This is a genomic window from Actinoplanes italicus (assembly GCF_003001815.1).
Lineage (GTDB): Bacteria > Actinomycetota > Actinomycetes > Mycobacteriales > Micromonosporaceae > Actinoplanes > Actinoplanes italicus.
Window position 1 is genome coordinate 197076 of the sequence record NZ_PVMZ01000010.1, and the last position, 13306, is coordinate 210381.

Annotated in this window: 9 protein-coding genes and 1 pseudogene; 5 read left to right on the forward strand and 5 right to left on the reverse strand. The window is 73.5% G+C overall.

Features of this window, described 5'->3' with window-relative positions:
• The first annotated feature begins 134 nt into the window (after positions 1–134).
• Together CLV67_RS24810 and grpE are read left to right on the forward strand one after the other, a co-directional pair.
• Positions 135–842 carry a hypothetical protein gene (locus CLV67_RS24810; protein ID WP_106322366.1) on the forward strand — a complete coding sequence of 236 codons (708 nt, stop codon included), beginning with the start codon at positions 135–137 and terminating at the stop codon, positions 840–842.
• Entirely contained in the window at positions 839–1675 is an 837-nt protein-coding gene (gene grpE / locus CLV67_RS24815) for a nucleotide exchange factor GrpE (RefSeq protein ID WP_106322368.1), read from the forward strand. The genes CLV67_RS24810 and grpE overlap by 4 nt, the downstream gene beginning before the upstream one ends.
• 2 nt (positions 1676–1677) lie before the next feature.
• On the opposite strand, the gene CLV67_RS24820 is transcribed toward grpE, so the two are convergent.
• Positions 1678–2211: an RNA polymerase sigma factor gene (locus tag CLV67_RS24820; RefSeq protein WP_106322370.1), complete on the reverse strand. Its 534-nt coding sequence runs from the start codon at positions 2209–2211 to the stop codon at positions 1678–1680.
• Positions 2212–2294: 83 nt separating this feature from the next.
• Here CLV67_RS24820 and CLV67_RS24825 point away from each other — a divergent pair, with 83 nt between their 5' ends.
• The 3 genes from CLV67_RS24825 to CLV67_RS24835 are packed head-to-tail and all read left to right on the forward strand — an operon-like array spanning position 2295 to position 6425.
• The gene (locus tag CLV67_RS24825; protein WP_106322372.1) at positions 2295–2642 is read left to right on the forward strand and encodes a hypothetical protein; all 348 of its coding nucleotides are present in this window, start codon (positions 2295–2297) and stop codon (positions 2640–2642) included.
• The gene (locus CLV67_RS24830; RefSeq protein WP_106322374.1) at positions 2639–4543 is read left to right on the forward strand and encodes a dynamin family protein; all 1905 of its coding nucleotides are present in this window, start codon (positions 2639–2641) and stop codon (positions 4541–4543) included. The genes CLV67_RS24825 and CLV67_RS24830 overlap by 4 nt, the downstream gene beginning before the upstream one ends.
• The gene (locus CLV67_RS24835) at positions 4527–6425 is read left to right on the forward strand and encodes a dynamin family protein (RefSeq protein ID WP_106322376.1); all 1899 of its coding nucleotides are present in this window, start codon (positions 4527–4529) and stop codon (positions 6423–6425) included. The genes CLV67_RS24830 and CLV67_RS24835 overlap by 17 nt, the downstream gene beginning before the upstream one ends.
• A 1-nt stretch (position 6426) precedes the next feature.
• Here CLV67_RS24835 and CLV67_RS24840 read toward each other — a convergent pair whose 3' ends face one another.
• From CLV67_RS24840 to CLV67_RS24855, 4 genes and pseudogenes are all read right to left on the reverse strand, one after another.
• The gene (locus tag CLV67_RS24840) at positions 6427–8796 is read right to left on the reverse strand and encodes an Hsp70 family protein (RefSeq protein WP_106322378.1); all 2370 of its coding nucleotides are present in this window, start codon (positions 8794–8796) and stop codon (positions 6427–6429) included.
• Between the two features lie 624 nt (positions 8797–9420).
• Positions 9421–9642, reverse strand: coding sequence for a hypothetical protein (locus CLV67_RS54785; protein ID WP_428839487.1), 222 nt, complete (start codon positions 9640–9642; stop codon positions 9421–9423).
• Between the two features lie 256 nt (positions 9643–9898).
• A pseudogene (locus CLV67_RS54790) lies at positions 9899–10579 on the reverse strand (Hsp70 family protein); the annotation flags it as partial.
• A 263-nt stretch (positions 10580–10842) separates the two neighbouring features.
• Positions 10843–13131 (reverse strand): DUF4132 domain-containing protein, encoded by a 2289-nt coding sequence (locus CLV67_RS24855; protein WP_146169278.1) that lies wholly within the window; start codon positions 13129–13131, stop codon positions 10843–10845.
• Positions 13132–13306 lie beyond the last annotated feature (175 nt).

Sequence of the window (13306 nt, forward strand, 5' to 3'; positions counted from 1 at the left end):
GTCTGTCCGGGCCGCCGGTGCCGCCGCATCTCCGCTGTTGCCGTACCCCGTACCGGAGAATTCCTTGAAGTGACCGAAACAATCCGGCTCCGGCCCCCGTCCTGCATACGACGACACGACCAGGGGGTGCGGCGATGGACGGCGGCGACATGTACTTCGAGTGGAGCGACACCGACGGGGACGGCATCATCGACAGCCAGCTCGTCGACGCGGACGGCGACGGCCAGACCGATCTTCAGATCACCGACGCCAACCTTGACGGTACGGCTGACAAGCTCCTGATGGACCACACCGGTGACGGGATCGCCGACCTGCTGTCAGAGCGTGACGCCTTCGGGATCGAGCACGTGACCGTGGACGCCGACGGCGACACCCTCGCCGACGCCGAGTTCACCGACGGCCCGTTCCCCGCCGACCCCCCGCCGGCGGAGGAAGCACTGTTCGTGGTGGACGACGCGCCGCCGGTCTTCGACACGGCCGCCCCCACTGTCGCTCCGGTACCGGCCGGCCTGACCGGTGACACCGCGGCCCTGGTGGGCAGCATCAACTCACAGATGGCCGACGCCGGACTGATCTACGACTCGGCGATGAACCCCGGTTCGGTGTCCGGCACCGATGTGAACGCCGCCATGGAACGGGCCGACAACGCGGCCCGCAACGCGCAGTCGCTGGCGGGCTACACCTACGAGGACCAGGTCAGCAACGAGATCTACAAGCACGATCTCGAACAGCAGTACCTGGAGACGGCACACACCGAGGCCACCGACGCGTGGATCGAGAGCGAGAACGCGATCTCGCGCGCCGACCAGGCGGTGTGGGACAGCGAGCAGGAGCGCTCGTGAACCTGCGCCGCTGGGCCATGGCGGCCGCGGGGGTGCTGGCGGCCCTGGCCATGAGCGGGTTCGCCGCTCCCGCACCGTCGGCCCCGGCCGGTGCCCGGCCGTCGCTGTCCCCGCTGCGCACGCCCACGCCTGTCGGCGGCGCACCGGACGCCGCCAGCCCACCCCCGGCGGAAAGCCCACCACCGGGGGAGAGCGCACCGCCGGTGGAGGACGTCGTGCCCGCCATCCCACCGGAGCAGGTGGGCGGCGGCGGTACCGCCTGGGTGGTGCTGAGCGCGGCGGTGGTCACAGCCATGCTCGCGGCCGGTTTCCTGATCTGGCAGCGACGCCGCGGCGGCAGCGGTCCGGCGTGGACCCCGGCATATGCCAACGCGCCCGCACCGTCCGGCGCGGGCGTGTCCGGCGGCCCCGCACCGGCCGGGCCTCCGCCGGTCGCCGCGGGCGAGCGGGAGCTGGCCGAGGTGCTCCGGCGGCTCGCATCCGGCGGTGTCAGCGCGGCCATCAGCCAGCAGATCGAGCGCCTGCTCAGCCGTCCGGACCCGGGCCGGGACGCGCTGGTGCAGGCCGCGGTGCACTATCGCGACCAGCTCGCGGGGAGCGGCTGGGAGCACGAGCTGCTGACCGCGCTGACCGCGGCCGGCGTCCGTGAGATCCGTCCCGCCGACGGGGAGGTCTTCGACGGCCGTGCCCACGAGGCCGTCGACGCCGTCGCGGCACCCGCTCCGGAGTACCACGATCGGATCGTGCAGACCGTACGCTGCGGCTATCTCGACCACGACCGGGTACTGCGGCCGCCGCGCGTGGTCGTCTACCGGGCCGACGGCCCGGCGTGAGGTCACCCGTGCCCGGCCAGTTCACCGCGCAGCCGCTGCCGTGCCCGGAAGATCCACGTCTTGACCGTGCCGACCGGAACCTCGAGAACCACGGCCACCTGCTCGTACGTCAGACCCCCGGCCCACAGCAGCAGCGCCTCCCGGTGTGCGGGCGCCAGCGCGGCCAGGGCGGCCCGCAGGTCCAGCACCGCGTCGACGGCGTCGGCGAACAGCGGCTGGGGGAAGGCCGGTTCCACCCGGTCGTCGAGCAGCGGTTGCGGCGTGGCGGCCCGGCGGCGCACCACGTCGCGGGCGGCGTTGCGCGCGATCGCCAGCACCCAGGACCGGAACGGCGCCCGCTGCTCGAACCGGTGCAGGTTGCGCCAGACCGCGATCTGGGTCTCCTGCATGGCGTCGAGGGCGTCGTTGTGGCCGCCGGTCAGGTGCACGCACAGGCCGTACACGGTTCGCTCGCAGTCACGCCAAAGCTCACGGAACGCGTCCTGATCGCCGGACCGGGCCGCGGCCAGCCGGTGTTGATCCAGGTCGGCGGCCATCAGCGGCTCACCGTTGCGCGGGTGTCGGCACAGCCGTATGAGACCATGCCGGGGTGCGGTGACGGCAGGATTCCGGTGCGGAGATGACTGACTGGGACCACGGTCTGCACGAGGGGCCGCCCGGATTCGACCGTCCGGGTGATAACCGGACGGACGACGAACTCCGGGAACTTCTGTTCGACGCGGTGCCGGAGCTGTCCGAGAGTGATCGGCTCGCCCTGTTCGACCGGACCTTCGACCCGGCCACCCCGGACCCGCTCTTCGACGTGATCGCCGACGGTGACCTGGGCGGCGCGGACCTCTTCGACGCCGGCGACGTGTCGTACCCGTGGGTGGAGCCGGACCCCCATGTCGAACCCGTGGTGGAGCCCGAGCCCGATCCGGAACCCTGGACCGACCATGTGGAGCCGTTTGCCTGGGAAGACCTATGAGTGGGTACGACCTGAGCGCCCCGCCGGGCGAACCGGACGAGACGGATCCGACGGTGGCCGAGTTGCGCAGGCTGTGCACGGCGACGGCCGCCCGTCTCACCGACCCGGCCCTGCGCGAACGGGTCACGGCGGTGCACGCGCTGCTCGGCCGGCCGCTGCGGGTCGCCGTCGCGGGCGCGGTCAGCGGTGGCAAGTCGACGCTGGTCAACGCGCTGCTGGGCCGGTCGGTGGCGCCGGCCGACGCGGGGGAGAGCACCCGGCTCGTGACGTTCTACGAGTACGGCGCCGACGACGGCCTGGTACTGGCCGAGTTGGACACCGGCGAGGTGCACACCACCAGGCTGGACCCCGGCGGACGGTTTCCCGCCGACCTGGGAGTGCCGGTCGAGTGGGTCACCCGGGTGCGGGTCCTGCTGGACCGGCCGGGCCTGCGGCGACTCACCGTCATCGACACACCGGGCGTCAACACGGTCACGGTCGCCAACGAACGGGCCGCGCGACGGATGCTGTTCGGCACCGACGGCGACGACCACGCCGACGCGCTGATCTACGTGCTGCGGTACGTGCAGCGGTTCGACGCCGACACGCTCGCCGAGTTCCGGACCCTGTCGGCGGCCTGCGGCATGACCGCAGTGAACACCCTCGCCGTCCTTAGCCAGATCGACCGCCGCGGCGACGAGACCGACCCGTGGCCGTCCGCCCGGCGGCTCGCCGCCCGCGCCTACGACGACCTGCGGACCTCGGTCTTCGACGTGGTGCCGGTGATCGGCCTGCTGGCCGAGTCGGCACGGGCGGGGCTGCTGGACGCGGCCGACCTGGCGGTCCTGCGGGAACTGGCCGCGCTCGACGAGTTCGACCTCGACGACCTGCTGCTCGACATCGACGAGTTCGGGTCGGCGCCGGACTTCCCCGGGACGGTCGAGGTGCGGTCGCGGCTCGCCGGGCGCCTGCACACGTACGGCGTCCGGGTCGCCACCGACGCCCTGCGCAACCGTCCCGGCCTGGATCGCGACGGCCTGAACGACGTGCTGCGTACCGCCTCCGGGTTCGACCGGGACGGTTCCGGTGACGGTGCCGCGTTCGGTTCGGTGGCCGCCGGGATCGCCCACTTCGCGCGCCGCGCCGATCAGCTCAAGGCCCTGGCTGCCGTGCACCGGCTACGGGACGTGGCCCGTACTCCCGTCACAGGCGGTGACCGGCACGTGCTGGCGCAGCTCGGTGACGCGGTCGACGAGGGGCGGCCGATCACCGGTGCGCTTTCCGGGCTGCGGGTGCTCGCCGCCGTGGAGGCCGCCGGTCGCGGGCATCTGCCGCTCGGCGAGGACATGTTCACCGAGTTGCTGCGCCTGGCCCGCACCGACCAGCCCGCCGCGCGCGTGGGACTGCCGGCCGACGCCACGCCCGAGGATGTCGCGGACGCGGCCCGGGCGGCGTCGATCCGCTGGCGGCGGCTGGCGGTCACGGTCGGCAGCCGCGTCGGCGGGCAGCGGGCGCGTGACGTGCTGGGCGTGTTAGAGGACATCGCCGCCGCGCCGGAACCCGCCGGACCTGCCGCCGCTTTCGGCACGCGTCCGCCCGTACCGATGGAGGAGATCGCCCTGAGACTCCTCGCCGCACCCACCGTGGGCACCGACGACCGGGCGTCGCTGCGGGCCCTGCTCAACGGTGAGAACCTCGCCGGGCAGGTCGGCGTCGACATGGGTGCGGACGCGGCCGCCGTGGCCGAGCGGGCCGCCGCGCTCGGCGCCCGGTTCCGGATCATGCTGCACCGTCCCCTGCCGGCCGCCGACCGGCGGGCCGTGACTGCGGTCTGTGACGCCTACGAGGCGATCTGGGCGGCAGCCAGCTCGCTTCAGCCACCAGCTCCGATCGGAAGGAACGCCGATGTCCGCCGGGACTGAGCCGCCGGCCCTGGTGAACCAGGTGCTCACGCTCGCCAACGAGGTGCACGGTCTGGCCCGCCGCAACGGCCAGGCCGACCTCGCCGTGGCGCTGGCGGCCGAGGCGGAACGCTGGCGTGAGGCGACCGCGACCGTCGTCGTGGCCGGCGCGCAGAAACGCGGTAAGAGCCGCCTGATCAACGCCCTGCTGGACCGGCCCGGCCTGGTCCCGGTGGACGTGGACATCGCCACTCACACCTACCTGGCGCTGCGGCACGGGCCCCGGCTGACCGCGACCGTCCGGCGGCGCGGCCCGGACGGGCAGGAGACCTCCGAGCAGATCGATCCGGACGAGGTCGGCGACTACGCGTCGTTGCTCGGCGACCCGGCCAGGCGGCGCGGTGTCGAGGGCGTCGACATCACCCTTCAACATCCACTTCTCGATGGCGTACGGCTCGTCGACACCCCCGGCGTCGACAGCCTGACCCTCGGCCACCGGCACACGACGACCGCGATGCTGCGGCAGGCCGACGCGCTGCTGTTCACCCTCAGCGCCCAGGACCAGCCGGTGCTGCGCCACGAGCTGGAGTTCCTGGCCGAGGCGGCCGGCGGCATCCACGCGATCGCGTTCGTACTGACCAAGGTCGAGGACTCCACCTCGTGGCAGGACCTGCTGACCGAGAACAGGCGACGGCTCGACATGTTCCTGAAGGAGAACGCGGACCGTTTCGAGGACACCGGCGGCACCCGGCGGCTGCTCGACGCCACCTGGATCCCGGTCAGCGCCAAACTGGCCGAAGCCGCCGCCGCCCGCCGGGCAGCCGGGCTCGAAAGCCGCGCCGAACAGCTGTGGGAACGCAGCGGCATGGATCGGCTGACCGCCTGGATCCGCGCCTGCGGCGAGGGCCGTGAGCTGGCCCGATGCGGCCGGGTGCTGTCCGCTGCCGGCGTCGCGCTGCGCTCGCTGGCCGTCGCCGAGGAGGACCGCCGGGTCGCCGCCACCCGCGACGCCGACGAGGTCGCGCAGCGGCTGGCCGGGGTGGAGACGGCCCTGCGGGACCTGTCGGCGCGGGCCCGGGAACGACACCGGCTCGCCGTCGAGCACCAGTTCCTCGGCCGGGAGATCGGCGCCCTGGTCCGTCGCCGCCTCGACGAGGTGCGCAACCCGTACGAGGACGCGATCACCGCGCTGACCTCGGCGGCCAAGACCGATCAGTTCCTCGCCGAGTTGCCGGAGAGTGTGGAACGGTCCCTGGAGGCGGCGTGGAGCACGATCACCGCCGAGGTTCAGGACCGGGCGACGACCGTACTGACCGAGTTCCTCACCGCCATGGACCTTGACCCGATCGAGGTCGACCTTGCCGCCCTGCGGATGCCGGCCGGCACCCGGCCCCGCCTCGAGACGGCGCGACCCGCCAAGGGCGGTTTCGACATGCTGCGCGAGGGAGTGCCCGGCCTCGCGATCGCGGCCAGCCTCACCACCCTGATGATCCCGCTCGGGCCGTTCGCTTTCGTCGTCGGACCGGCCGTCGCGCTCGGCGTCACGCACCGCCGCCACCAGTGGGAACAGGCGTCCCGGACGCAGAACGGTGTGCGCCGGGCGATCACCGAGACGTTCTCCGGGGCCGCGTCCGAGCTGACCACGGCCCTGGAGCGGGCCGTGGCCCGGTGGCGCAGCGAGGCCGAGCAGGCCGTCGACGAGGCCCTCGGCCGGCAGCGCCGCGAACACGAGCAGCGGCGGGCCGAGCTGCTCGGCCTGACCACCCGCGACACCGCCGCCCGCCGGGACGCCGCCGCGACCGCCGAACGACGGCTCGCCGCGATCACCGAACTCGCCGGACGGACCGCGGCGCTGCACCGGGCGGTCGCCGGGGAGATCGCCCGGAACGCGCCGGTGGGCTGACTCAGACCGCGATGTGCACCAGCTGCGCCGCCGACGGCCGGTTCTCGCCGGGAGCGACGTCGGCGGCGTGCAGGCACAGCAGCCCGGAAGGGATGCGAGCCACCGGCTCCAGCCAGCCGGGCGCGGACCGGACCGTGCGGACCCCGTCCGGCGTGGCGTGCAGCAGCACCGAACGGCCCGCCTCACGGGTCGCGGCCAGCCACAGCGTGTCACCGTCGGCGACGATCCGCGGCGCCTCCGAGCGGGTCGTCGAGGTCAGGTGCCCGAGCAGCGCCGACCGTGGCTCCTGCACGAGCGTGCGCATCCGCCCGTTCTCCAGCATCGCCACCCAGACGCCCCGCGACGGCACGACCTGTTCGACGCCGACCGCGTACATCCGCTCGCCGGCCGGGAACCAGCGCACCGCGCCCGCCCGGGGCCGCGCCGCCAGCTTCGTGCCGTCCTCGTCGAGGTAGCCGGCCTCCAGCCCCGCCGAGGTCGCCATGTACCACTCACCGCCATGGCGGACGGCCTGGTAGAGCCAGTTGCCGTCGTTCCGCTCGGCCCTCTGGATCTCACCGCCCGGCTTTACGAGGCAGATGGTCTGCCAGGGCACCACATTGCGGTGCCGGCCCGAGCCGGTCAGGCCGCCGGGACGGCTGCTCGACGCGCCGAGCGGAGCCTTGCTGCGGTACTGGCCGAGCACCACGACGGCGCCCGGCTCTCCGTGCGCGTTCATCGGAGCGGTCTCGGTCGGGCTGTCCTGGTCGAGCAGCCGGCGAGCGTTGTTGTTCTCGTTGACGTACCAGCGGGCCGAGTCGCCCAGCGGTGTCGGCGGTGAGTCCTGCATGAACACGCCGGTCAGGCTGATCTCCACCACCGACAGGGCGCCGGTCTCTCCCCACGGCAGGCCGACGTGGTTGCCTACCGGGACAGGCGGGCGCGGGGCCAGGAACGCCCAGCCGACCCCGTCCTGGGCCACGACCGCCGGGGCACGGCCGGTGCTCACCGAACGGCTCGAACGGATCACCAGCTCGGGGGTGAGGGCGTGGGCCCAGGTCTGTCCGGCGTCGAGGTTGGCCACCAGCAGGCCCTGATCGGCGACCGCCCAGTCGGCGATGTTGCCGAGCACCAGCCGCTGGTCGGGTGAACCGGTCTCCGGGTCGACGCGATGCAGCGTGTGCTTGGTGTCGACGCACCACGCGTACACGCCGTTGACACCGCCCCGCGCCTCCAGGACACCTTCCAGCCGTACGTCCATCTGATCCGGATCGGTCTTGACCACCGCCGGGGCCGAGGGTTTCGTGCTCGCCGGCTTCGTCCGCCGGCTCGCGGCCAGCCGGGCCGCACCGAGCGCCACCACGATCTTCGGGTCGTCCCAGGTGCGCACCAGGTCGCCGTGCCGCGCCCGCAGCGTTCGCCCGACCAGCGGAATCCGGCTCGCGCCGCCGGTCAGGAAGATGCCGGCCAGCCCGTTCGCCTTGCCGTCGGCGTGCCGGATCGTCTCGTCGAGCGTCTCCGCCGTCCGGATCACGTCGGCGCCGATCAGATCCTCCAGCTCGGCGCGGCTGATCTCCACATCCACGTCGGCGCCGGAGATGTACTGGCTGGCCGTGTCGTATTCGGACAGCGTCTCCTTGGCGGCCCGTGCCTCGGTGAGCAGGTCCGCGGCCGCCGCCAGCCAGCGCCGCTCCGGGCTGCCGACCACCTGCTCCCACCACTGCGGGGCGCGTTCGGCCAGCTGCTCACCGAAGTGCGCGTACACCCGCTCGTCGAACGCCTCGCCACCGACCTCGTCGTCGCCGCCGGGCCGGCCGATCACCGTGAACCCGGAACCGGCCGTGGCCAGCACCGCGCTGTCGAAGGTGCCGCCACCCAGGTCGTAGACGGCGACCCGGCCGCCGTCGGCGAGGCCGTAAGTGGCCGCGTAGTGCACGGCCGCGGCCGCCGGCTCGGTCTCCAGGTGCAGCTCGGCCTCCGGCACCACCTGCTTGGCGGCCTCGGCGAGGACCGCGCGCCGGGCCTCGTCCCAGGCGACCGGGTGGGTCAGGACGACGGCCACCGGCTCGGCGCCGTCGAACCGGGTGCGGCCCTCGGCCACGAACAGTTCGAGAAGGGCCGCCATCGCGTCGCGGGCCTCGACCGGGGAACCGCCGAGCAGCATGGGACCGCGTCCCACGTACCGCTTCGGGTTGCGCTCAGCCCGTTCGGGGGCGCGTCCGGTCAGGCGCTGCGCCAGCGTTCCGGCGACGAGCCGGCCGTTGTCGAGCACCACCGTGGAGGGTATGCGCCGTTCCCGGCCGACCTCCAGCACCTCGACCCGGTCACCGGCGGCGAAGGCCGCGGCGGAGAAGCTCGTACCCAGGTCGGCACCGAGGCACCAGTCCGGCATTTCGTTCCCTTCAGAACAGTTCGTAGTCGGAGCGGGACATCGTGAAGCCGTCGCCCGTGGACTTGTTGGCGCACAGGACACCGGTGTCGGAGCTGGTGCAGATGTAGTCGCCGACCTCGATGGCCTCGCCGTACGACAGCGTGGTGCTGTCGAAGTCGAGCGTGTCCCCGTGGCAGATGAAGTAGCTCTCCGTGCCCTTCACGCCCAGCGCGTCGCCATACTCCTGCTCGCAGGTCGACGACTCCTCGCCGGTCCAGTCGCGTTCCCGGATGTCACAGCGCGCGAAATCCTCGTCCAGGTAGCAGGCGATGTTGCCGGACGGGGTCACGAACCTGCCGTAGCCCTCCTCCGAGTAGACCTTGAACCCGTCGGCGAAGTCGCGCACCGGCTCGGGTTCGGGTGACGGTGACTCCGAGCTCTCCTCCGGTGTCGGCGACGGGCTCGACTCCTCCAGGAGCGGCTCCACGGCGGTGTACGGAGTCGGCGAGGTGTCACTCGGCGACGGCGACGCGTCGGGCGAGGTCGTGGTGACCACCGGGTCCGGCAGCGGCGGGTCCGGGGCGGCCAGCAGCCATCCGATGCCACCGCCGGTGACCGTGAGGGCGAGCAGTCCGCCCACGCCGATCAGCGTCCAGCGGCGCAGCGACCGGTCGGGTCGGCGCCCACCTTCACGCCCCGGCCCACCTTCACGCCCGGGCCCACCTTCACGCCCGGGCCCACCTTCACGCCCGGGCCCACCTTCACGCCCGGGCCCACCTTCACGCCCGGGCCCACCTTCACGCCCGGGCCCACCTTCACGCCCGGGCCCACCTTCACGCCCGGGCCCACCTTCACGCCCGGGCCCACCTCTACCGCCAGGCCTGGGCGAGGGCCTGGGCCCGCCCGCGGGCTTCGTGGGCGGAACCGCAGGTGGAAGCGGCGTGGTGGGGAGCGCCGCGGTCGGCGTTGGTGCGGTCGGCAGGGGCGTGGTTGGTAGCGGCGTGGTCGGTAGCGGCGTCGTCGGCAGCGGCGCGGTCGGTGGCTGCTCCTCGCCGAACGGGACCAGGACCGTCGGCTCGCCGGCGGGTGCTGCCGGTGTCACGCTGACCAGCAGACCCTCGGCGATGGACCGTTCCGGGTTGGCCGACCGGATCGGCTCCAGCCCGATCCGGTCCCGCACGACGCGGGCGACCATCGGCATCCGGGCCGCGCCACCGACCAGGATCAGCCCGACCAGCTGATCGGGGGTGACACCGGCGGTGTCCAGCACCCGCTCCAGCTCGTCGAGCCCGGCGGTCAGCACCGGCCGGATCGCCGTCTCCAGCTGCGCCCGCGTGAGCGACCGCTCGCCGACCTGGGTGCGGGGCGACGCCGACAGGGTCTCCCGTGCCCGCCTGGCCGTGGGCACGTCGGCGGGCAGATCCGTGGCCAGGGCGGCGTCCATGGCGTCGCCACCGGCGTCGGCCGTCCCCGAGGCCACGACCCGCAGGCCCGGCCCTTCGTTGCGGACCACGCTGACGGTGAGCCGGGCACCCACGTCGAACACCGCGACGGCCCGCCCGGACGGCACCGGGCTGCCGATCACCCGTCCCAGGTAGTTGGCCGCCGCGACGGCCTGCGCCACCACCGTGACCTCGGTCCAGCCGGCCGCCAGCGCGGCGGCTCGCAGCTCCTCGGCCCGGCCGCCGGGATCGGCGACGACCACGGGCACGCCCCCGGCCCCGGGCCCGCCCTCAGTCCCGGCCCCGGGCCCGCCCTCAGACGCGACCGCGGCCCCGACGGCGTCCCGGACCGCGCGCAGCATCTCCTCGGCCGGCCCGCCGGCGTCGATCGCGACAGGGCTCACCGTTCCGTCGGCGTCGCGGCGGACGGCGACGACGCCGCTCGACCCGAGGTCGATTCCCACCAGTGCAGCAGCCACAGGGTCCTCTCGTCCTGTCCCATCGGGGCATCGCAAGCAGAACCTAACCAGCCGTTCACCTGGACCAGGCCATGCTTACGGCCGGACTAGCCCGACGGTCTACCGATCGAGGCAGAGCCGTTCGCCCGGACGGGGGAACGACCCGGTCAGCCGCGCAACGCGAACACCTCCACGAGGGCCTCCGAAAGGGCGGCGGGATCACAGACCCCCATGGGCGTACGCCGTTCGCGCTGCCAATGTCCCGACCACGAGTCGTCGACCCAGATCTCGGTGATCCGCTGCTCGGCCGCCGGCGTGTAGGACGCGCGCATGGCCACGCCGGGCTCGACCGTGACGACGAGTTCCAGCCCGCCGGGCAGTTCCTTCGCGAGCCGGGTGTCCAGGGCCCGGATCGAGCTGCCCGGGTCACCGTGCCAGCCCCGGTCCAGCAGCGACACCACCCGTTCGGTCGTCACCGGCCCGAATCCGGGCAGGCTCGTTGCCGCCCGCTCCGCCTCGGTCAGCGTCACCGCCGGCCGGGTCATCTGCGGGAACGGCTCGACGATCTCGTAGTCGGCGACGATCTGCGCCCAGGCCGCCAGGTCCTCGCCCAGATCGGCGGGGTGCACGATGCCGAGCGGCGTGTCACCGTCGAGGACCACGGCCATGTCGTCGATGTCGGCGAAGCTGCCGTCCTCGGCGATCCGCAGGGCCCGGACCAGGCGGTTGTCGGCGCCGTAGACGCCCCAGAGCAGCCGCCGGGCGATCGGCCCGAGGATCGGATGCGGCAGGACCACCTCGGCGAGGTCACTGGCCGGTCGCAGCCGGTGGGCGAGCATCTCGCGTTCCAGCCGGGCGGCCTGTGCCGTCGCGGTGGCCCGCAGATCCTTCTTCAACTGCAGGAAGCGCTGGTACGCCTCCGGGTTCGTGTCCTTGACGCCCGGTTTCGGTGGCCGGGCCAGCACCCGCCCGTCGGCGCTCCTGACGTGGGCGGTCAGGTGCTCGTCGGTGACGACCGTGAACGTGCGTGGCCCGTAGTCGATCGTCACCCCGGCGTCGAGGCCGTGCGTGACCGTCAGCCGGTCGGCGACCTGTGTCACCGACAGCCCGCGCCGGGCCGCACCCTGCTCCAGGTAGTCGAGCGCACGGTCGTTAGTCGCCCCGCCCGACATGTTCTCCTCGATCGCCAGCAGGTGCCGCAGCGCCGCGTCGGAGGCGACGGTGGCCAGCACCGCGTACCCGTCGATCGCCCGCGCGTAGCGGCTCTTGGCAGGCCACGACCGCACCAGCGGCGCCAGCAGGTCCATCGTGGCATCGTCGCCGACGTGCGCCTGCGCGAGCAGCGCCCAGGCCTGCGCCGCGGGCATGCCGTCGGACAGCCAGCCGTCCAGCAGCGCCCGCCCGAACCCCGCCAGATCCGCCGGCTCACACCCCGCGACGAGCTCCCACGTCTCCGGATCGAGCGGCTCCACCAGCGGTTGTCGTGCCGCCGACGACTCGACGGCGATCGACACCCCGCCGTCGGCCGGCGCCGGATCACCAGGCGGCGGCTCCGGCGGATCGGCCGGCCGCGACCGGCTCAGCCCGGCCAGCAGCCGGTCCACGTCCTCCTCAGTCAGCACCCCGCCCCGGACCAGCCGAACCTCAGGCAGACCCGACGACCAGGCCCACTCGGGCGTCTTCGCCTTCCGAAGACCCGGCGACCGCTCGCCGGACGGGATCCCGGGTGGTGCGGTGGCGAACAACGCACCCTGGATCGAGGCTCCGCCGTCGGCTCGCACCCTGCTCAGGGTGCTTTCCAGCAGCTCCGAGATCAGAGTATGAGCCGCTGGGCCGTACCCCTCGGCGGTTTTGATCGTGACCGGCCCGTGGCCGATGACCGCGAGATGTCGGAGCGCCTCCTCGGCGTCCTGCCGCACCCGCCCCGGACGCCCGGCCGCCGGCGGGATCAGCGCCCGCGCCGCGGCTTCGGCGTGCCGGTCGAGCCACGTCCGTGCCCACAGCCGCGCCGAGCCGAGATGCCGCAGCCAGCCCGCGACGAGCCCGGCCGGCTCCGGTCCGCGGAACGGCAGCACCAGCAGACCGAGCTGGTCCGCGCTGTCTGCCGCCTCGGCGAGGGCGAAGGCCAGCGCGTCCAACTCGAACCGGGCCACCGCGACCCGGCCCAGATCGCTGCGCTGGCGTTGTCGCAGGGTCGGTGCCTTGCCGATCAGCGCCCGGGCCGACCCCTCCGGACCCTTGGTGATCAGCCAGGCCACCTGCGCCGACGAGAGGTCGCCGAGCCGGTCGGCGCTGGTCGCCGCCAGTCCCCAGTCGTCCTGTTCACGCCCGTGATCGAGTGCGGAGGCGCGGGCGGCCCATCGGTCCCGCTCGCCCTCCTCCCACGCCATGACGGTCGCGTCCGAGCAGACCAGCCCTTCCAGCACGACCTGTCTGCGCCCTCTCGCCACAACCATGTGTCCTCCCCGACCCCCGGCCAACGCAGCGACGTTAGCCGAGGACCGGGCGGCGGATTCCTGTCGTACCCGGGTGGCATCCTGCAGACGTGACCCCTGCCGGCGGTCGATGGCAGGCCAGACCGGCATCGAGGTCTGGCCGGCGGCGCCCGGGATGGCGATTGCGAGGGCGGTG